Source organism: Sorangium sp. So ce426 (genome assembly GCF_051475585.1).
Classification (GTDB): domain Bacteria; phylum Myxococcota_A; class Polyangia; order Polyangiales; family Polyangiaceae; genus Sorangium; species Sorangium cellulosum_B.
In genome coordinates, this window is the sequence record NZ_CP150341.1 from 1299138 (window position 1) to 1319253 (window position 20116).

Below are 20116 nucleotides of genomic sequence, written 5' to 3' on the forward strand. Positions count from 1 at the left end.
CCCACGAGGCCTATACCGGGCGCTCGGCTGGCGGCGAGATCCTCGCGGCAGGTTCTTGCACGATGACGTTCACTTGCCGAGCTTCGCGATGAAGAGAGAGTGGTCTCCTATCGGCTGTGGTGCGGCTCCGAAATCGATGTTCGCGCCTTGGCCCGCGCTATCTATTCCTCGCCCAGAGATGACGCTCTCTCCCTTGGGATCCGTCGCTGCGGCCCTTGCCTCCCCCACGCCTATCGGCTGAACGGGGAACCATTTTCGCCACACCGTCCTCCCCTCGGGGGCCAGCTTGATCGTCATCGGGGAAGGAAACTCGGACACATATATTATCTCGTTTTCATCGATTGTTACGTCGTGCATGACGGTGGCGAGTATGAGCAGGTCATTGGCGGCGTCCGTGCTGATGCTCGACGTCTTGATCCCACCGATGAAACCTCGGCTCCATCTATGGTTTCCTGCGATATTGAACTGCGCTGCGAATGCCATTTGGCTCCACTCCGGCAAGTCCCCTCCGCCGAAGTTGGTGGGATGTTCGTAGGCCCCTGTTGCAGAGATGTTGCCGAGCGTGTCAATGGCGAGTGCGGTCGGCTCAGCGTTGGCGAAGCCGCGCACCCAGGTAGGCTTCCCCGTCCTGTCGAGATGGGTCAGGAACATCCCCTTGGCGGTTGTTGGCGAGAGATTGCCGAACTCGATCCTCTGGGCGAAATTTCCAGTGATGACGATGCTGTTGTTCGAATGGACGGCGACGCCCGCCAGGGTGTCGTGCCCCTGGCTCGTGAACCGTTGGACCCATCCGCCGTCCGTCGTGTTGGATGAGCCGGTATCTCCGTCCAGCCTCGCAACGTAGATATCATACGCGTCCGCGGGATGAGTGGTAAACTCCGCTTTGCCGAGCTGGAGGGTGCCAGCGAAATGGCCCGCGAGGATCACGTCGCCATCCGGGGTGCACGCGACCTTTGGAGCGCCCGCAAGGAAGCCTGAGTCGCCTACCGGAGAGCCTTCGATGCCGCTGCTCCATGCGTGTGTGCCGGATCTGTCGAATTTTGCGACGAATACTCCCGGGCCTATGTCGTCCTTGCCGAGGTTGATTCTGCCGCTGTTGACTCCTGCGATGATGACGTTCCCAGCGCCATCGACGCACGCAGACGTCGCCTCCTGGTTCGTCGGGTCGCTGAACTGGTGGCTCCAGCGATGTTTTCCTGCGCTGTCGAGCGAGACGATGAACGCGTCAAGAGCAGAGGGGTCGTTTTGCGCTGGGCCGACGAGCGGCTCGGCTCCGAACTGTATCGTTTCTGTGAACGATCCAGCTATGGTTATGTTGCCTTGGTTGTCGATGGCTATCGAGTTGATGCGCGATTTGTTGTTCGGTGCTTCGGTCGTCCGGACCCAGAGTCCGCAATCAAACCCGTCGCAGTTCTCGTCTTCACTGGAGGCGCAGCTCTCCTGCTGCGGCACCACCTCGCCCTGGCAGGCGCTCCATGTTTCGCCGCCGCTGTCGCACGTCCGTGTACCGGAGCGGCATAGACCCACCTTCTCTGTTCCAGGTAGGCCGCTATAGCATTGCTCCGTCTTGTCAGGAGGGCAGGTGTCCGCGCCGCCGCTCCCGCCGGCTCCCTGGCCGCCTGGCGCAGGCGCGTCGTCGAAATCGTCGAGTCCGAGGAGGAGCCCGCACCCGGACCCGGCGAGGACGAGCGCGAGGAGGCCGCCTTGCAACATTCCAGCACGAGGTAATGTCATGTCTTCGTCTCTCCAGGGGTTCAACCTACTGTCTCTCGTGTGGCGCGATGCAGCGAGGCATGGATGTCCTTGTCGGCGCGCTCTCACGTCCCCCTCACCACACGCTGCATCACCAGCGTCAGCGGAAATCCCAGCATGGCCAGCGCCGCCGCGCCGCCGGCGCCCGGCGCGCCGCTCCTCGCGATGAGCACCGCGTCCAGCAGCGATATCCCTGCGATGAGCGTCACCACGGCGCGCGGGATGCGATCCTTTCGCGTCCCCCGCAGCAACCTCACCGCGTGGATCACGCAGCCAGCGAGCGCCCCGTACGCGATCGTCCCCATCATCCCCGTGAGCGGCGCGCCGAGCGTCGCGAGGAACGGGACCGCCATGAAGCCGAGCGCCCACAGGCTGCGCACCGCCAGCAGGTTCTCCTGCTTCGCGATCGCGGTCAGCCCGATCAAATAGAACAGCAGCGCCACCCCCCCGGCGAGCACCGCGCTCCCGAGCTGTCCCCCCGCCGCGAGCGCGGCCGTCACATAGACCAGCACGCGGCACGCCCCCATCAGCGCCGGGCTCAGCGGGTTCCCCTTGTGCCAGGCATCGTAAAGCACGATCGCGCCGGCGAGCAGCGCGCTCGCCAGGGCGGGCGCCATTCCCCGGTTCGCCACATAGGCGTGGCCGCCCACCATCAACACCCCCGCCCCGAGCAGGCCGTAGCCGACCGCAAACACCTCGCGGGCGCTCACCAGCCCGGACGGGATCGGCCGCTCGGGCCGCTCGCGCGCGTCGATCTCCCGGTCGAACGCGTCGTTCAGGAACATGCCGCCCACGTACATCAGCGACACCGCGAACCCCACCAGCGCCACTTCTGACGCTCGTGGCGCAGACCCCGACAGGGCCATGCCACAGAGCACGTTCGTCCACACCGTGGGCAGGTTCGAGACGCGGCCAAGCCGCAGGTACACCCGTGCGCGCGAGCTCATCACTCTGCCCCCGCTCGGCTGTCCGCTCGGCCACCGGAGCTCGCGCCGACGCCTCTGCCCTCGCCGACGCCGGCGCCCACGCTTCCGTTATCCACCATCCGCTCCTCCACCCAGCGGAGCTCCCTTGCCACCGCCTCGACCAGCCCGCCTCGGCGCTGGTCGTCCGGCAGTACATCCCAGGTGTAGGTCTCTACCTCGAGGTGCTGCGTCGCCGGCGAGTCTCGCAGGTGCGACAGCAGCGCCGCCAGCTCCGGCTGCGTCGTCGCGAGCGCGCCCGCGAGCTCCCGGAAGATCGGCACATGGAAGTGGACTCGCCATTCCTCCGGCTCCGCCGCGGGCGGCGATGCGGTCCCGCGGTCGAGCGCCGCCAGCGCCTCGGGCAGATCCAGGTAGCGGACGAGCTCGCCCCCGCCTGGGCCCCCACGCCGCTCGACCACCTGGTGCAGGTAGACGACGTCCTCCGCATACGCGCGCAGCCTCGCCATCGTCGCCGGATCGCGCTCCGCCACGCGGGCGCGCAGCCCGGCGCTGAGCTGCACCTTGTGCAAGCCGATGCCCGCAGCGCGGAGCGCCGCGAGCGACGCGGGGGCGTCCTCGAACTCCACCGCCATGTGGCACGCGTCGAAGCAGAGGCCGAGGTGGCTCCGGAGCGCCTCCTCGGCGTCCGGCAGGCTCATCCCGGCCAGCGCCGACAGCTCGCGCGCACGCTCCGGCGCGAACACGTGATCGGTGAAGAAGCCGATCGCCTCGGGCGTCGTCTCGAGGAAGCAGCACGGCTCCGGCTCGAGGGCCAGCGCGATGTGCTTGCCCGTGCGGCGGCGGATCTCGACGAGGTGCGCCGCGTGCTCGACCAGCCGCCGCGCCATCGCCGTCGCGTCGCCCGGCGTGCGCACCCGCGGCCTGAACGCGCCGGGCACCGTGCTGACGCTGCCCATCAGGCCCTCGTCCGCCGGCAGCAGCTCGGCCAGGAGCGTCGCCAGGAGATCGCTGTACGCGAGCCGCTCCTCGTCGAGCCAGTCGGGCAGGTACACGCGCTCCTTCACCGGCGCGCCGTGGAACCGGCCGTACGGGAAGCCGTTCAGCGTGAACACGTAGAGGCCGTTCCGCTCGAGAAAATCGCGGAACGCGTCGAGCTCCGCCGGCTCGGCGAGCTCCGCCGCCGCCCTCGCCGAGAGCCGCAGCCCCACCCCGCACCGGCGGCGCGCGCTCGGCCCGAGGCCCTCCGCCCCGGTGCCGCCTCCTCCGCGCAGCGCCCCTTCCTCCCCGTCGGCCGCGCGCGACCAGATCGCGAGCAGGTGCGTCTCGAGGCTCTGCTTCACCTCCGCCCACGTCTCGCCCGCGTGGATGTTCGTGCAGTACGTGAGGTGCGGCGCGCCCGCGCACGCGAGCCTCATGATTGCGCCGCTCCCGTGGCCACGCCCGCCGCTCCTGTGGCCACGCCCGCCGCTGCCGTGACCGCGCCCGCCGCTGCCGCGGCCGCGCCCGCCGCTGCCGTGGCCGCGCCCGCCGCTGCCGTGGCCGCGCCCGCCGCTCCCGTCGCGCCGCTCGCCGCGAGCGCGTCCCGCCTCCCGGCGCGCTCGCGCAGCCGCGCGATCGCCGCGACGATGTGCCGCTCCTCCATCGCGTGCACCTCGCGGGCGCGCCCCACGTCCTCGAGCAACGTCACCGTGAGCTCCCCGCCGAGGTGCTCGCGGAACTCGTCCAGCCCATCGAGCACGCAGAGCCGCTCGCCCCGCTCCCCCCTCTCGCACGTGCGCGTCATCGTGAGCGCGTCGTCCCACAGCGTGAAGCCGAGCGCCTCGAGCGCCGCGACCACCGCGGCCGCCGTCGCCTGGCTGCACATGCCCGCCAGCTCGGCGTACAGCGTGTCGATCGCGATCCCGATCGCGACCGCCTCGCCGTGGCGGAGCCTGTGCTTCGTGAGCGACTCCAGCTTGTGCGCGGCCCAGTGCCCGAAGTCGAGCGGCCGCGCGCTCCCGAGCTCGAACGGGTCGCCCGCGCTCGCGATGTGCTGGAGGTGGATCTCCGCCGAGCGGCGCACGAGCTGCGCGAGCGGCGCGAGCGACCCCGACGCGAGCGCGGGCGCGTGCTCGGACAGCCACGAGAACAGCCGCGCGTCCCGGATCAGCGCGACCTTCACCGCCTCCGCCATCCCCGCCACCTTGTCGCGCAAGGGCAGCGTCTCCAGGAAGCGCGGATCGATGAGCACCGCGAACGGCGGGGCGAACGTGCCGAGCAGGTTCTTCTTCCCGAACGCGTTGACGCCGTTCTTCACGCCGACCCCGGAATCGGCCTGCGCGAGCACCGTGGTCGGGATCCGCACGACCCGGACGCCTCGGTGCACCGTCGCCGCCGCGTAGCCGACCATGTCGAGCACCGCGCCGCCTCCGACGATCATCACGAACGACTGCCGATCCATCCCCAGCGCGTCGAGCCTCGCCTGCAGCGCCGCCGTCGCCGCGCCGTCGTTCTTCGCCGCCTCGCCGCCGGGCACAACGATCGGCTCGGCCGCGAGCGTGAGCAGGTCCGGTCGCGCGCCCACGTACCGCGCGATGTCGTCCGCGAGAGACGGCCACGCCGCCGCGACGCCGCCGTCGATCACCGGCAGCACGCGGTGACGCCGGCGCGGCTCCTTCGCGGCGATGGCGGCCGCCAGGTCGGCGTTGCTCGGCGAAAAGACGCCCTCCGTGAAGTAGACGGGGTACTCGAAGGGGACCGCGATCCGTTGCAGATGAAGCAGCATCAAAGCCGACTTTCGAGAGAGGTCATCGGCCCGTCAAGTTGGTTCCTCGCGAGGATCCCGCGTCTTGCCGCGGCACGAAAACTTCCCCTTGGCGGCGGACGGCCTTCCTGCAATGCTGGCGCCGCTCGGTGAATCGCGCCGCCTTACGGCCGAGTTCACCTCGTTCCCCGTGATCGCCCCGTGATCGCCGCGCGATCGCAACCCCGTACCGCCTGACATCCTCCTCAATGCAGACGCCCATGGAAGGCACAGCCCGTCCCACGAAACGGTCCTTCATGCGAGGAGTGCTTCTGACGGCAGCGGCAGGGCTCGCCCTCGCCGCGTTCTCCGCCGGGTGCGCGCCCACGTACGTCTACAATCCCGCGAACTACGCGAAGGAGTACGACCCGCGTAAGCATGAATACACGATCGGGGTGGGGGACCAGATCCGGATCAACGTCTGGCGCATGGCCGACCTGTCGAGCGAGGCGCTCGTCCGGGCCGATGGCGTCATCACGATGCCGCTCATCGGCGACGTCTACGTGGCCGGCAGGACCCCGACCCAGGTGCGCGAGGAGCTGAAGAAGCGGCTCTCCGAGTTCGTGAAGGACGAGACGGCCGTGATCACCGTCGCCGTGACCGGGATCAACAGCTACCGGTTCGTGGTCAGCGGCAACGTCGCGCGCGCCGGCATCTTCGCCTCCAACTACTTCGTCTCCGTCTCCGAGGCGCTCGCGCTCGCCGGCGGTCCCAACCAGTTCGCCTCGACGGATCAGATCCTGCTCATCCGCATGGATAGCCCGGGCAAATTCCGGCACATCCCCATCAACTACGACGAAATCGCCTCGCGCAAGCGGCCCGAGCAGGACCTCGTGCTCAAGGCCGGCGATACCGTCTTCGTGCCCTGATCGTGGCCGGCTCCTCCGCGCTTGCCCGGAAGGCCGTCCTCGGCGCGGTCTGGACGATCGCGACCGGGCTCGGCTCGCGCGTGCTCGGCCTGATAGGCACCCTCGTGCTCACCCGGTTCATCGCGCCGGATGTGTACGGCGAGGTCTCGGCAGCGTCCGTCGTGATCATGACGGCGCACTTCATGTCGAGCCTCGGGACCGGCCAGTTCATCGCGTCGAGGCCCCACCTCGACCGCCAGATGGTCTTCAACGCGACCGTCTACTTCCACGTGGCGGGCCTCGTCGCCATCGCCGCCGTATACCTCTTCCGGGAGCCGATCGCGGTGCACCTCGTCGGCGCGCCCGGGATGCTCGAGTTCATGCCGGGGCTCATCCTCGCGATGATCATCGATCGGATCTGGTACGTCCCCGATCGCCTGCTCATCCGCGAGATGCGCTTTCGCAGCGTCAGCCTCCGGAACGCCGCCGGCGAGCTCACCTACACCGCGGCGTCCGTCTCCCTCGCCGTGCTCGGCTGGGGGGGAAACGCCATCGTCGTGGCGACGCTCCTGCGCGCCGTCGTGCGCGTGGTGACCACGGTCCCGGCGGTGAAGCTCGCCGAGTGGCTGACGCCGAGCCCGCTGTCGCGCGAGAAGGCGCGCGAGCTGTTCGCCTTCGGCATCCCGCTCAACTTCGGGTCGCTGGCGAACTTCGGGGCTTCCAAGTGGGACAACCTCGTCATGATCCGCCTGTTCGGGGAGCAAGTCGGCGGGCTCTACAACCTCGCGTGGAACCTCGCCGACATCCCGGCCTCCCAGGTCGGTGAGCGCATCGGCGACGTGCTCGTCCCGTCGTTCGCGAAGCTCGAGCCGGAGCAGCGCAAGGCGGCCCTCGTCCGCGCGCTCACGCTGCTCGCGCTCATCATCTTCCCGCTCGCCGTGGGCCTCGGCGCGGTCGCCCCGACCATCCTGAACGACACGTTCTTCAACGAGGCATGGGAGCCGGCCGGCCCGCTCCTCGCCGTGCTGTCCGCGCTCGGCGTCACGCGCCCGATCGGCTGGGTCCTGTCCTCGTACATGCAGGTCTACGGCCGGACGCGGACGATCATGGTCCTGGAGTGGCTCAAGGTGGCCGCGATCGTCGGCAGCATCGCGCTGCTCGGAACGATCGGCGGCGTGCTCTGGGCCTGCGCCGGCGTCGGCGTCGCGTTCGGGGTGCACGCCCTGGCGAGCCTCTGGGTGGTCAAGCGCGCCGATGGCGTCCCGTACATGCGGCTCCTGCGCCCGCTGGTCCGCCCGCTCGTCGCGTGCATGCCGATGGTCGCCGCGGTGCTCGCCGTTCGCTACGGGATGCGGTCGCTCCACGACCTGCCCCGCGGGTGCCGCCTTGGCGCAGAGGTGGTGGTCGGCGGGCTCGCCTTCGTCGCTTCCGCGCTGGTCATCGCGCGCCAGGCATCACGGGACTTCCTCCAGCTCGCCCGCGAAGCGATCCGCCGCCGTCGATAAGGCGTTTCCTGAAGGTCACGGACCCAGCGTGACGAGCGTGACGAGCGCAACGAACGCAACAGGCGCAACGAGCGTGCGAACCGCAACGAGGAGCACCTTTCCCCTCCGAGCGTTGGGGCCCCACGCGACACTCGAGCGAAATTGGGGGGCCTGTGGTAGCGTCGGGCCCCTCTCTTCGAAACTGGGTCGGGATCCGCATGGCGGCTCCCGTCCACCACTGGAGATAAAAGGAAATGGCAGAGACGCATCCCCCTGCGGTCGAGAGCTTCCTGGCCAAGATCAACTCCCGCGAAGCCCAGGTGGGCATCATCGGCATGGGTTATGTCGGCCTGCCGCTGGCGCTCACGTTCATCGAGAAGGGCTTCCGCGTGCTGGGCTTCGACGTGGACCCGGCGAAGGTCACCGCGCTCAGCGAGGGGAAGGGCTACATCAAGCACCTCGATCCCGCGCGCATCGCGGCGGCAGCCAAGACGGGCCTATTGGAGGCGACGACGGACTTCTCGCGGCTCGGTGAGCCCGACGCCATCCTGATCTGCGTCCCGACCCCGCTGACGGCCCAGCGGGAGCCCGACATGAGCTACGTCGTCGGCTCCGCCCAGAAGATCAAGGAGCAGCTGCGGAAGGGGCAGCTCATCGTCCTCGAGTCCACCACGTATCCCGGCACGACCGATGAGCTCGTCAAGGGCATCCTCGAGCAATCGGGCCTGCGCATGGGGCAGGATTTCTACCTCGCCTTCTCGCCCGAGCGCGAGGACCCGGGCAACCGCGATCACAGCACCGCGACCATCCCGAAGGTCGTCGGCGGCGTCGATCGCGCGTCGCTGGTCCTGTCGCAGGCGCTCTACTCGCAGGCGATCGCGCGCGTCGTGGCCGTCTCCTCGGCGCGCGCGGCCGAGGCGGCGAAGCTGACCGAGAACATCTTCCGGGCCATCAACATCGCCCTCGTGAACGAGCTCAAGGTCGTCTACGACGCCATGGGCATCGACGTCTGGGAGGTGCTCGACGCCGCGTCGACCAAGCCGTTCGGCTTCATGCGGTTCAACCCCGGCCCGGGCTGGGGCGGCCACTGCATCCCGCTCGACCCGTTCTACCTCGCGTGGAAGGCGCGCGAGTACGGCGTGTCCACCAAGTTCATCGAGCTCGCCGGCGAGGTGAACGTCGAGATGCCGCACTACGTCGTCAACAAGCTCCAGCTCGCGCTGAACGAGCGCGGCAAGGCGCTGAAGGGCACGAAGGTCCTGCTGCTCGGCGTCGCCTACAAGAAGGACATCGACGACCCGCGCGAGAGCCCCGCGTTCGAGATCATCGAGCTCCTGCGCAAGCTCGGGGCCGTGCTGAGCTTCCACGACCCGCACGTGCCCAAGCTGCCGCGCATGCGCACCTGGCCGCACCTGCCGGAGCTCTCGTCCGTCCCCCTCAACGAGGACACGCTCAAGAGCCACGACGCGGTCATGATCGTCACCGACCACTCCGTCGTCGATTACGATCTGGTGCTGAACAACGCCGCCCTGATCGTCGACGCCCGTGGCGTCTACCGCGCGGCGAACCCCAAGGTGGTCAAGGCCTGACGGAGGGCGAGGGTGCCCCGAGCGGCGCGGACAGGCGTCGCACGCCAGCGCGGCGGTCCTGGTGACCAGGCATCCAGCGGGGCGGCGTCCTTGCCGCGTCGCCGCGGGCCCCGCGGCGTGTCGCTCAATTCCCGCGCTGTGGGCGGCGCGCCGCGGGCATCGCCGTGGCGCCCACGCCGCGGCGCGGGCGCCACGGCGGAGCTCCTGGGTGACTCCTCGGCAACCGCGAGGGGCTCCGCGTGTCCTCGCGACCTCGTAGCCGCGTCACCTTGTATCCGCGTATCCTCGTCACCACGTATCCTCGTGACCCTGTAACCCCGTAACGACGTAACCCGGTAACCCGGTAACCCGGTGACCGATGCAGCTCTTGCCGAGCTCGCGAAATCGCGAGCATCCCCTTGATGTCAGGGCGCCGGTTCGGTACCCATCAAAGACGGTCCATGTCCACGCCGCCGCCCATGGTCGGGCCAGGTCGAACGATGTCGCCTGCAGATGACAGCCTGGGCCCTGCGCCGTCGAGCTCGGATTGGAAGGGCCACCTGGAGATCCGGCTCGGCGATCTCCCGGGGACGCGACGGCCGCTGACGGAGTCCCACATCGTCATCGGCAGGGCGCCGGGCGTTCAGCTCACGCTCGACCACTACACGGTCTCCCGGCGCCACGCGGAGCTCTTCTGCGATCCGTTCGGCCGGTGGTGGATCCGCGACCTCGGCAGCACCAACGGAACGCTCGTCAACGACGAGCGGATCAACGAGAAGGTGCTGAAGCCGGGCGATCGCATCGGGATCGGCGACTACATCCTCGAGTTCCAGCTCACGGCGCGGGCCCCTCGCGTGCCGATCGACCCGGGCGGCCTCCATTTCGAGGAGGACAAACCGACCGCGATCCGCAAGCTCGGCGAGCTCGACCCGCCGCGGATCGCGGCGAAGCACCTGTTCACCCTGATGGACCTGTCGCGGCGGCTCCTCAGCATCGAGGACGCGACGGATCGGTTCGACGCGCTCTGCCAGCTGATGGTCCGCGAGGACTTCCACGGCAGCATGGCGCTCGCGCTGCGGCTCCGGCAGAACGGCGCGCTGACGATCCTGTCCGGGCCGCACCGCCCGTTCCAGTCGCTCCGGCGCGAGGACTCCGTCGCCCCGCCGTACATCTCGCGCCGCGTGCTCGCGGCGGTGCAGGACACGCGCGAGCCGGTGCTCGCCGGCAACCTGGTGAGCGACAGCGCCACGGTCGAGCTCACGATGTCGCGCGACGTCATGGCCCTCTGGGTCGTGGCCTGTCCGCTGCGCGTCGAGGAGCAGATGATGAACCTGCTCTACGTGACCCTGCCGCCCGACTTCGGCAGCGTCGAGTGGCTCGGGCTCATCGCGCTCGCGGCGGAGGTGTATCAGCAGGCCGAGTCGGCCTGGGAGGCGCGGCGCCACGCGCAGGCGCACGCGGCGATCGAGCGCGAGCTCGAGATGGCGCACCAGATCCAGCGGACCTTCGTCCCGAAGCGGCTGGAGTTCAAGGCGCTGGACGTGGCGCTCGGCTTCGAGCCGTGCCGGTGGGTCGGGGGCGACTACGTGGACATCGTCCCGATGCCCGACGGCCGCCTCATGCTCGCCGTGGCGGACGTGTGCGGCAAGGGGCTCCAGGCCGCGCTCATCGGATCGAGCGTCCACACGATGGTGCGCGCGACGGTCGACGCCGGCCGCGGGATCACGGGCATGATGGACCGGCTGAACGCCTACCTCTGCGAGTACCTGCCGGAGCACTCGTTCGTCACGATGGTGGCCGTCGCCCTCGACCCCGCGACGGGCCGCATGGAGTGCGTCAACGCAGGGCACCCGCCGGCGCTCGTGGCGACCGCGGAGGGCGGCCTGCGGCACCTCCAGGCGGCCGTCAACCCGGCGCTCGGGGTCGGCCCGGTGCCGATGGAGGCGCACCAGAGCGTGCTCGCGCCGGGCGAGGTGCTCGCGATGTACACCGACGGGCTCACCGAGCTGCGCAACTCGTCGAAGCAGATGCTCGGCCTGCACGCGCTCGGCACGGGCTTCGCCAAGCTCTGCGCCACGAGCGCTGGCCGCCCTGTCGCGTCGATCGCCGACAAGCTCACGCACATGCTCGAGGAGTTCCGCGGCGACCAGCTGCCCGAGGACGACAGGGCCTTCCTCCTCGCGCGGCGCACCTGAGCGCGCCCCAGGCGGCGGCCTCCGGGCGGAGCACCTGAGCGCGCTCCGGGCGCGAGCGGGGCGCGCCAAGGGCGGCGTTCTGGCCGCCGCTGGGGAGCGCGCCCCGTCGCGTTCAGCGAGCGGCGTCGCCAGCGCCAGCGGACGCCGGCGCCTCGTCCTCCAGCGGCTCGCTCGGCGTCTGCTGGCGCGGCGTGCCGGAGGGGCCTGCAGAGCCGAACGGCTGGGTCATCGAGATGCGCGAGCCCGGCGCCATCTGGCGCGGGAACGCGCCCGACACGGACAGGAGGAGCGTGTTGCGGACGACGCGCGTGTCGGGGAGCGCCGCCGTCCTCGCCTCGACGCGCTGGTTCGCGTGCTGGTACCGGAGCGCGAGCGCGAAGTCGGGGATGACGATGACGGGGCTCCAGAGCAGCCCGACGTCGGTGAGCACCGCGAGCGTCGTCGGCCCCGTGTCGAGATCCCCCTCCGCGTTCGTCTCGAGAGGCTGCGAGAGCTGCGCGCTGGCCGAGCCCTCGACCGACAGGTGCCAGGCGGGGCGGATGGGCACGGCGGCGCGGAGCGTCAGCATGTGGGAGAGCTGGATCTGCTGCAGGAAGACGTTCGGCGTGGCCGCGTAGGTGTACGCGAGCTCGGCCGCGTCGCCCCGCTCGTGCAAGTAGCGCAGCGCCGCGAGCCCGCTCGGGCGCGCGAGCGACCCGGCGCCGCCCGCCAGGTCCGTCGCGACGACCCCGCCGAGATCGAGCTGGCTCGAGAAGCGACGCCCGAGGTCATGCTGCCAGCTCGCCACGAGCGTGCTGATGAGCTGGTCGCGCGACGTGTACGTGTCCTCGGTCGTGGGATCGGTGTCGGTGACCGGAACGTTGTCGAAATGGGTGTAGCCGACCGAGAGCGCGAGGGCCGCGACGTCGTGACGGAAGCTTCGGTTCGCGTTCAGCGTGTTCGTCACGCTGTACGTGCGCTGCGGGTGATCCAGGAGCGGGTTGTAGACGGCGAACGTCGCCGCCTGCCCGAGCGACCAGACCGGCGAGGGCTGGAACGAGAACCCCTCGTTGAACGACCCCTGCACGAAGTTCGTCGTCCCGCCCGCGTTGCCCTGGAGCGTCGTGGTCCCCGGCGTCTGCTCGAGCTGGAACGTGTTGAGCTGGCCCTGCGACCCGGACGCCCCGAGCGTCAGCGAGGTCCTCGGCGACGTGACGAAGCGGCCGGTCCACGCGGCCACGTTCGAGTACGAGCTCGCCTCCGCGTGCCGGAAGAAGAGGCTCGTCGAGAACGTGTAGGACAGCGTCTGCGCGGTCCGCGGTGTCGTGTAGGTGAAGATCAGGCCGGGGCTCACGGTCGCGAGGCCGTCGGCCTCGGGACCGGCCGAGGGCTCGGCCTCGGCCTCGGCCGCGGAGGTCACGTTGTCGGTGACGCCGATCGACCCGGTGAAGACGCCGTGGAGGGTTGCGTCCTGCGCCCGGGCGGCGTGGTGGGTGAGGATCGCGCAGCCGAAGGCCGCGACCGCAATACCTCGTCCGGTGCGCATGAGGGCTGCAAGGTAACAATGGAGCCGGCGCTCGGCTATGCCTCCCCGACCTTTCGGCGCAAGGAGGCCAGCGCCGCGCGCCGGCCGTTCAGGCGTCGAGCAGGACGACACCGAGGATGGGCGCCGGCCGGAGCTGCTCGATGGCCTGGCGGATCGCCTTGCGGGTCGACTTCTTGACCAGCGAGGTCAGGACCACGCCGTCCACGGAGTCGCCGATGACGTTCAGGTCCATGCTGCCGAGCACCGGCGGCGTGTCGATGATGATGTACGCGTAGCCCGCGCGCTTGAGGCTCTCGATCGCGGTCGAGAACGCCACCCCGTCGAAGATCGGCGGCCGCTCCGTGCGCGGATCGACGGCCAGGATGTGGACGGGCGTCTGGAGGGCGAGCCTCGCGTCGGGCGACCTGCCGCCCATCGGCGCGGCGTTCCTGTCCGACGACGACTCGCTGCCGTCGTCGCCGGGCGTCACGGCGGGCGCCGCCTGATCGACGACGACCCAGGGCGCGAACCGGTCGTTGACGTGGCGCTGGAGCTGCTCCGTGAAGCAGCTCGGGGGCTCGAACCGCAGCGCCTTCGCGATGCCGGGCTTGCGGATGTTCGCCTCGACGAGGAGGATCTTCCCGCGGACGGTCTCGCGGAGGGCGAGCGCGAGGTTGATGGCGCACGACGTCTTGCCCTCGCCGGGCCCCGCGCTCGTCACGGCGATGGTGATCCCCGCGCCCGTCGGCAGCTTGCGCCGGAGCGTCCGGTACGCGTCGGCCTGGGGCGAGTAGGGCGCGCGGAGCATCACGATGTTCGGATCCACGGCGTCCGGCATCGGCACGGGGCGCACGGTGAGCTCGCCCGGGCCGCGCGGCGACTCCTCCGGGAGCAACCCGGCGTTCTCCGGTGAGGTGGGCAGGGAGCGCAGCTGCTCGATGTGCAGCGACGGCGGCTCCTCGAACGTCGGATCCAGCGACTGCAGCTTCGCGTCCACGGCCTGGTGCGCCGGGGTCGACACCACGCGGTTGAAGATCAGGGAGGGCGGCGAGTTGAACGTGCTGGTGAGCGAGCGCTCGATCGGCCGCTCGGGCGGCGGCTGCTGATACGGCGGCGGCTGCTGATACGGCGGCGGCTGCTGCTGATGCGGCTGCGGCACCTCGCGCACCGTCACCTCGCGCGTCGCGGGCGGCACCACGCGATCGAAGACGAGCGAAGGAGGCGAGGGGAACGCGCCGCCGAACGATCGATCGAGGGACGGCGCTCCCCCGGGGGGCGCCGACGCGTCCCGGACCCCCACGTCGCGCGATGGCGAGGCGATGACCCGCTCGATCGGCACCGGCAGCGCCGGCGAGCTGCCCGGCCTCCCGCCGCTCGACACGAGCCCAGGGCTGCTCAGCGTCGCGCTCAGATCGACGACACGCGCGATCGCGGGGGATGAGCCTTGCCGCTCGGGGCCGGGCGGCAGCGCCGGCGAGGGCATGCCGAGCACCGTCGCGGTGCCCGGATGCCCGCGGTGCTCGCCGTGGTCCGCCGCGGGACCCCCGAGGAAGAGCGCCGTCGCCGGCGACGGCCCCCTGAGCGGCTGCTGCGCGCCGGGGTGAACGCCCGGCGCCTGCGCGGCGCCGAGGCGCAGCCCCATCGCCTGCGGGTGCTGCGGCAAGGGGGGCAGATCTTGCCGGATGGTCGGCGAGTCGAACGCGGCGCTCGGGTCGTCCTGGCTGGAGCTCGGGCGCTCCGCCGAGACCACGTCCTCCGCGTCGTTCGCGAGGCGCAAGACGCGGGCGATCATCTCCTCGCGCACGTCCGGATCGGGCGCGATCGAGCGCCAGTTGCCGACCACGTTGCGGAGCCGGCGCGCCTCGATGACGAGGGCGCGGACCCGCGCGGTCTGCTCCGCGCGACTCAGGAAGTCGCAGACCTGATCGAGCGCGCGCTCGAGGGAAGCGACCGGCGGGGGCTTTCCCGGCTCAGCTCCGCCTGTCTCAGCCACGGCGCCCTCGGGGCGCGCGCGCGGCGGGCGGCACGACGACGAGCACCGGAGCGAGCGCCATTCGATCGATATCTTCCATGTCGTAAACCCGATCGTCGAACACGATGCCACGCGCCGCGGCGGCCGCGATGCCGGCCGCAACGGACAGGAACAGCCCGCCGATGGCGATGATCATCCGCGACGGGCTCGACGGCGCGCTCGGCCGGTACGCCGGGTCGAGCACCTCGATCTGCGCCGAGTAGCCGCCCTGCTCCGAGCTCGCGGCGATCTCCGCGCGGAACGACTTGCCCTCGAGGTCGGAGAGGCGCTGCTGCGCGCGCGCCTTCTCGCGGCTGAGCCGCGACCAGTCGGTCTCGGTGTTGATGATCTGCTTCGCCGCCTCGCTCGCGTCGGCCGCGTTGCCCTTCTTCGCGCCCCTGCGCGCCGCGATCTCCCGCTCGAGAGCGGCGAGCTGGGCCTTGATCTTCGCCTTCTCGGCCTCGTCGGTCGCGGGGACCTCCACCACCGGCTCCGGCGGCAGGATGAGCGCCTGCTCGGCGCGCCGCAGCGCCGCCTCGGCGTTGGTCACGCGGGCCACCGCCGCCCGGACGTCGGGGTGCTGCTCGGTGAATCGGGACTGCTTGTCGGCCAGATCCCGCCGCGCGGTGGCGAGCTCTTGCTCGGCCTGATCCCGCTGCCGGGTGAGCGCGGGGGAGGGCACCCCGGCGGCGCTCGCCGCCGGCTGCTCCGGCTTGCCGGTGAGCCGGCTGCGCAGGCGGGGCACCTGCCGCTCGAGCGCCTCGAGGGTCGGGTCGGTCCCGGTGGCGCGCCGCTCCCGCTCGCGGATGGCGGCGCCGCCCTGCGCGCCGCCGGGCGAGTTCTGCTCGGCGGCGAACTCGGGGTGCTCGGCCAGGAACGCCGCGAGCTCGGTCTCGGCCTTCTCGACGTCCTGCTCGGCGCGCTTCAGCTCGGCGTCGAGGAACTCGTTCGTCAGCTTCGCCTGCGACCTGCGCATGCGGGTCGTCTCCTCGACGAGGATGTCCGCGAGCCGCTGCGTCACCTCCTGCGCCTGCTCGCGCGTCGCTCCTTCGGCCGAGATCGCGAAGGTGTCCTGCGAGCGGGCCTTGAAGGTGATCTTGGCGCGGAGCCGATCGACCGCGTCGACCATGCCCCGCTTCTCGAGGACCTCGGGGAAGAGGTTGAACTCCGTCACGACCTTCTCGAGGTTGGAGCGCGCGAGCAGCGTCTCCTTGAGCCGCGCCGAGAGGGTGCGGAGCGGGTCGGGGCCGTCGGGCCCGAGGTACGTCGCCTTGACGCCCTCGCGGTAGAAGATCACGGTCTCGGAGCGGTACGCGGGCTTCCTCGACTGCACGACGAGCACCGTGAACCCGAGCCCCGCGATCGCCACCAGCACCGCCACGTACCAGTGCGCCAGCGTCCGGTTGATCATCGCGCTGACGCTGGGCGGCTGCGGACCTGCTGCAGGCCGCGCCGCCGCGTCGGCGGGGATCGCCCCGAGCGCCTCCTGGGGCGGGGTAGGCCCGGAGAGCTGCTGGTTCATCTTCTTGTCCATGGTCCCCGCTCCTGGAAGGTTGCCTTGCTCCGCCCGGTCCGGAGAACGCGCACCCCGGTCTGGCAGGCTGGTTGCCTATGGTAGACGTGCGCCGCGCGAGCGCCAGCTTGTTGCACTCGGCGTTGCCCGCCGCGCAACCCCACGCCTAACACGGCCCCAGTACGCGCAGCACGCGGAACCAGCGCCGCGGCGACGGAGGGCACCGTCCGGGCGACTCCAGCCGCTCAGCGCCGTCCGCGCGGCACCTGCCGCGCGGCGCTGCCGCCGCAGCCGTTGTCGACGGGTGGGCCGGGGGCCGGGGTGGCGGCGCGCGCGCCGCCACCGAGCGTCACGTGGGGAACACCCGATCGAGGCGCAGCAGGCGGAAGATCGCGCGCGGCTGATCCCTCAGCCCGACGATGCGCACCTGGCCGCCGTTGGCCCGTACCCGCTTGAACAGCGAGACGATGACGCCGACGCCCGAGCTGTCGATCAGCCGGAGGGACGAGAGCTCGAGCGTGATGTTCTGCCGGTTCTCGGCCACCAGCTCGTCCACCAATGTCCTGAACTCCGGTGCGGTCACTGCGTCGAGGGTCCCCTCGAACTGCACGACCGTCTCACTGCCGTTATCGGTCCGCGTATAGCTCATTGGATTTTGATTCCCCCTGCGGCGCGGGTCGCGCCCGAACGGGAGACGCTCCGCATTCGAAAACTGCTCGTCCGATGCCCTGTCGCCCCGGCGAAATCGGGGTCGGAATGCTCTTGTTCGCTGCTGCCCTCACCCCCGTCGCCGGCAATACACGAGCTGCCCTCCCTCCGTTTCACGAGACGGAGGACATTCGGACTGCCGGGACAGTAATCGACCTCATCCATGAACGACTTGATGATGAAGAGCCCCATCCCGGACTCGGGGAGGTCGTCGATGGGAGGGTTGTCGATGGCCGCGGGATCGAAGCTGCAGCCCGTGTCCATCAAGCGGATGATAATGCCGTCCGCGTCGGATTCGATCTCGATATCGACGTCGCCCGGCGGGCCAGCGCGGTATCCGTGAATCGCGATGTTGTTGAACGCCTCGCCGAACGCCGAGACGGTCTGGTCCTCGAAATCCTCCTGGGTGAGGCCGGGCGACCCGCCCTCGACCCTCCCCGGCGCGGCCATCTTGCATGCGGCCGCCACCACGCGGAGGGCGAGGTGGCGATAGGTCAACGAACCTGGTACGCGGAGTCGGATCACGCCCAAACCTCCATCCGAGCTTGTACCCTACCACGTTCTCGACTATGGGAGCCACAAGGTAAACAGTGACACCTGGCGTTCGTGTAGCGAAACGTGCGATCGACATCGCGGGCTCGCTCGTGGGTCTCACGCTGACCCTCCCGCTCTACCCTCTCATCGGCGCGGCCATCTACCTCGAGTCGCCCGGGCCGATCTTCTACATGCAGCGCCGTGCCGGGATGCTCATCGGCACGGAGGTGCGGGACGGCGTGGCCTACCCGCGCTTCGTCGAATTCCACATGCGCAAGTTTCGTTCCATGCGCGTGGATGCCGAGAAATTGACGGGGGCCGTGCTCGCCCAGCAGGACGATCCGCGCATCACCCGGGTCGGCCGCTTCCTGCGCAAGACGCGCCTCGATGAGATCCCGCAGTTCTGGAGCGTGCTCATGGGCGACATGAGCATCGTGGGGCCGCGCCCCGAGCGCCCCGAGCTGCTGGTCAACCTCGCGCTCGCCATTCCCTTCTTCGAGGAGCGGATGCGCGACATCAAGCCGGGCATCACGGGGCTCGCGCAGGTGTCGCTCGGGTACACCGGACGCGCCCCGGCGGAGAGCGAGGTCGCCGCGTTCGAGGCGACGCTGACGAACCCGTTCGGCCTCGAGGAGGCGGAGGGGGCCGAGGCCGACGACATGCGGATGAAGCTGCTCTTCGATCTCGCGTACGCCGCGTCGCTCGAGAAGCTCTCGACGTTCCTGCAGATGGAGCTCTCGATCATCGTGAAGACGCCGCTCGTGATGGTCCTCGGCCTCGGGCGCTGAGCGGGCGCCGCGCCTCCGGACCCCGGCGCTGTCTCCGCTGAACCGGGGGCGCTCCCCGCGGCGCTGCTAGGCCCTCTTGCTGAGCACGACGATCACGAGCACCAGGGCGAGATCGGCCAGGATGAGCCGGTAGACGTCGCGCTTCTCGAGCCGGATCGAGAAGTTCGGATCGACGCTCCTGATGGCGGAATACAGCGCCCCCGCCAGGCCGAAGTAGATCCAGAGCACGTAGTGGTAGGTGAACGAGAGAAAGAAGATCCCGACCATCATCCCGCAGAACCCGGCCATGATCGCCATGGACCAGGCGCGGATCGCCGCGAACTGGGCGCCGTGCTCGTACCGCTTGAGCGCGACAAGCGAGATCTTGAGGGTGAGGTAGATCATCGCCGTCCACGCGAACATCCCGAGCGGACCGAGCTCCGAGAGCGCGAGGAGGTACGCGTTGTGCGCGGTGAGCCAGTGGTGCTCCGTGAACTGGCGGAAGCCCGCGCCCATCAGCGGGAACATCCGGTAGATGTTCAGGCCCTCGCCCAGGATCTCCGTGCGCTCGTTCGCTGACTCATCCGCCTCGCCGCCGCCGCGGCCGCCGAGCAGCATGAGCGGCGCCGCGCAGATCGCGCCGAAGATCGCGCCGCGGACGCCGTACTTCTTGACGAAGTAGACGCCCAGCACCGTCGCGAAGACGAGCTGGCCGCCCCGGGACTGCGTGAGGATGATCGCGGTCGCGATCAGGAGGAGCGAGCCGAAGACCATGAGCGCGCGCGTGAAGGAGCGCTTCTGCTCGAACATCGCGAAGCTGAACGGCAGCACGATGCCCGCCGTGAGCGCGAGCTCGTTCGGATCCTGGAGCACGCCGCGCCAGCGCACGCGGCCGTTGATCGTCGTCGTCTTGAAGAGGCCGACGCGCTCGCACAGGTACTCGACCTCGGGATCGGCGCCCGGCCCCTCGCGGCAGTCCACGCGTCTCTCGCAGGACCGGCCGTCGGGGATGCCGGCCTCGCCGCGCGAGCCTCCGATGGTCTGCGTCATCGCCAGGCACTGCCACGAGGAGAACCCCTGGTGGATCGCGACGCCCGCCACGAAGAGGCCCATGATGAGCACCGTGGCGGCGAGCTTCTGGAACCCCTTGAAGCCGTCGGGGCTGTGCCCGATCAGGAAGAAGAGGACGAACGTCACGCTGATCGAGACGAAGCCCTCGGAGAACTCGCCAGGGTTCCGGAAGCCCAGCGTGAGCACGCACCAGGAGTAAACGACGATGGCCCACCGGAGCTGCGGGGTCGCCTTCAGCCTGACCTTGCCCATGGCGAGATCGAGGCCCATGCCCATGAAGGCGAGGGCGAGCCAGAGGTACAAAAACGGCAGGCTCTCGAAGCGCTCGTCCCACTCCTGAGGCCTGCCGTAGATGAAGACGATGAGAAGGATGACCCCGGGGAGCGCGAGCATGTCGAGGGTCCTCGGCGGAGACGCCGTTCGGGTGGTGGGGGACGTTCCGGAGGATCGCGG

General features: G+C 70.0%; 15 protein-coding genes. 5 read left to right on the forward strand and 10 right to left on the reverse strand.

Translation table 11 applies throughout. From position 1 onward, the window contains the following. Nucleotides 1-69 precede the first annotated feature (69 nt). From WMF44_RS04810 to WMF44_RS04825, 4 genes are all read right to left on the reverse strand, one after another. Nucleotides 70-1734, reverse strand: a complete 1665-nt coding sequence (locus tag WMF44_RS04810; protein WP_437297938.1) for a hypothetical protein — start codon at nt 1732-1734, stop codon at nt 70-72. Nucleotides 1735-1817: 83 nt separating this feature from the next. Beyond that, nucleotides 1818-2699 carry a UbiA family prenyltransferase gene (locus tag WMF44_RS04815; protein ID WP_437297939.1) on the reverse strand — a complete coding sequence of 294 codons (882 nt, stop codon included), beginning with the start codon at nt 2697-2699 and terminating at the stop codon, nt 1818-1820. Then, a complete protein-coding gene (eboE, locus tag WMF44_RS04820; protein ID WP_437297940.1) occupies nt 2699-4093 on the reverse strand; it encodes a metabolite traffic protein EboE in 1395 nt (464 codons plus the stop codon). Before eboE ends, WMF44_RS04815 begins: the two co-directional genes overlap by 1 nt. Continuing rightward, a complete protein-coding gene (locus WMF44_RS04825; RefSeq protein ID WP_437297941.1) occupies nt 4090-5445 on the reverse strand; it encodes a 3-dehydroquinate synthase in 1356 nt (451 codons plus the stop codon). The genes eboE and WMF44_RS04825 overlap by 4 nt, the downstream gene beginning before the upstream one ends. 272 nt (nt 5446-5717) lie before the next feature. Here WMF44_RS04825 and WMF44_RS04830 point away from each other — a divergent pair, with 272 nt between their 5' ends. The 4 genes from WMF44_RS04830 (at nt 5718) to WMF44_RS04845 (ending at nt 11555) form a co-directional block, all read left to right on the forward strand. Further along, nucleotides 5718-6329: a polysaccharide biosynthesis/export family protein gene (locus WMF44_RS04830; RefSeq protein WP_012233507.1), complete on the forward strand. Its 612-nt coding sequence runs from the start codon at nt 5718-5720 to the stop codon at nt 6327-6329. A gap of 2 nt (nt 6330-6331) precedes the next feature. After that, nucleotides 6332-7813 (forward strand): oligosaccharide flippase family protein, encoded by a 1482-nt coding sequence (locus WMF44_RS04835; RefSeq protein WP_437297942.1) that lies wholly within the window; start codon nt 6332-6334, stop codon nt 7811-7813. Nucleotides 7814-8046: 233 nt separating this feature from the next. Continuing rightward, nucleotides 8047-9381, forward strand: coding sequence for a nucleotide sugar dehydrogenase (locus tag WMF44_RS04840; protein WP_437297943.1), 1335 nt, complete (start codon nt 8047-8049; stop codon nt 9379-9381). 479 nt (nt 9382-9860) lie between these two features. Beyond that, nucleotides 9861-11555 (forward strand): SpoIIE family protein phosphatase, encoded by a 1695-nt coding sequence (locus WMF44_RS04845; protein ID WP_044963983.1) that lies wholly within the window; start codon nt 9861-9863, stop codon nt 11553-11555. 112 nt (nt 11556-11667) lie between these two features. Here the strand turns inward: WMF44_RS04845 and WMF44_RS04850 are convergent, their stop codons facing one another. The 5 genes from WMF44_RS04850 to WMF44_RS04870 all read right to left on the reverse strand — a co-directional run bounded on the left by WMF44_RS04850 (nt 11668) and on the right by WMF44_RS04870 (nt 17789). Further along, nucleotides 11668-13080 carry a hypothetical protein gene (locus tag WMF44_RS04850; RefSeq protein WP_437297944.1) on the reverse strand — a complete coding sequence of 471 codons (1413 nt, stop codon included), beginning with the start codon at nt 13078-13080 and terminating at the stop codon, nt 11668-11670. Nucleotides 13081-13168: 88 nt separating this feature from the next. Beyond that, a complete protein-coding gene (locus WMF44_RS04855; RefSeq protein WP_437297945.1) occupies nt 13169-15052 on the reverse strand; it encodes a hypothetical protein in 1884 nt (627 codons plus the stop codon). Beyond that, nucleotides 15045-16604 carry a GumC family protein gene (locus tag WMF44_RS04860; protein WP_437297946.1) on the reverse strand — a complete coding sequence of 520 codons (1560 nt, stop codon included), beginning with the start codon at nt 16602-16604 and terminating at the stop codon, nt 15045-15047. Before WMF44_RS04860 ends, WMF44_RS04855 begins: the two co-directional genes overlap by 8 nt. 328 nt (nt 16605-16932) lie before the next feature. Next, entirely contained in the window at nt 16933-17232 is a 300-nt protein-coding gene (locus WMF44_RS04865) for an STAS domain-containing protein (protein WP_012233514.1), read from the reverse strand. Continuing rightward, on the reverse strand, nt 17229-17789 hold the full coding sequence (locus tag WMF44_RS04870) for an ATP-binding protein (RefSeq protein ID WP_437297947.1): 561 nt from the start codon (nt 17787-17789) through the stop codon (nt 17229-17231). Before WMF44_RS04870 ends, WMF44_RS04865 begins: the two co-directional genes overlap by 4 nt. A gap of 92 nt (nt 17790-17881) precedes the next feature. On the opposite strand from WMF44_RS04870, the gene WMF44_RS04875 reads away from it, so the two are divergent. Beyond that, the gene (locus WMF44_RS04875; protein ID WP_012233516.1) at nt 17882-18613 is read left to right on the forward strand and encodes a sugar transferase; all 732 of its coding nucleotides are present in this window, start codon (nt 17882-17884) and stop codon (nt 18611-18613) included. A 66-nt stretch (nt 18614-18679) separates the two neighbouring features. Here WMF44_RS04875 and WMF44_RS04880 read toward each other — a convergent pair whose 3' ends face one another. Continuing rightward, nucleotides 18680-20056 (reverse strand): O-antigen ligase family protein, encoded by a 1377-nt coding sequence (locus WMF44_RS04880; RefSeq protein ID WP_437297948.1) that lies wholly within the window; start codon nt 20054-20056, stop codon nt 18680-18682. Nucleotides 20057-20116 lie beyond the last annotated feature (60 nt).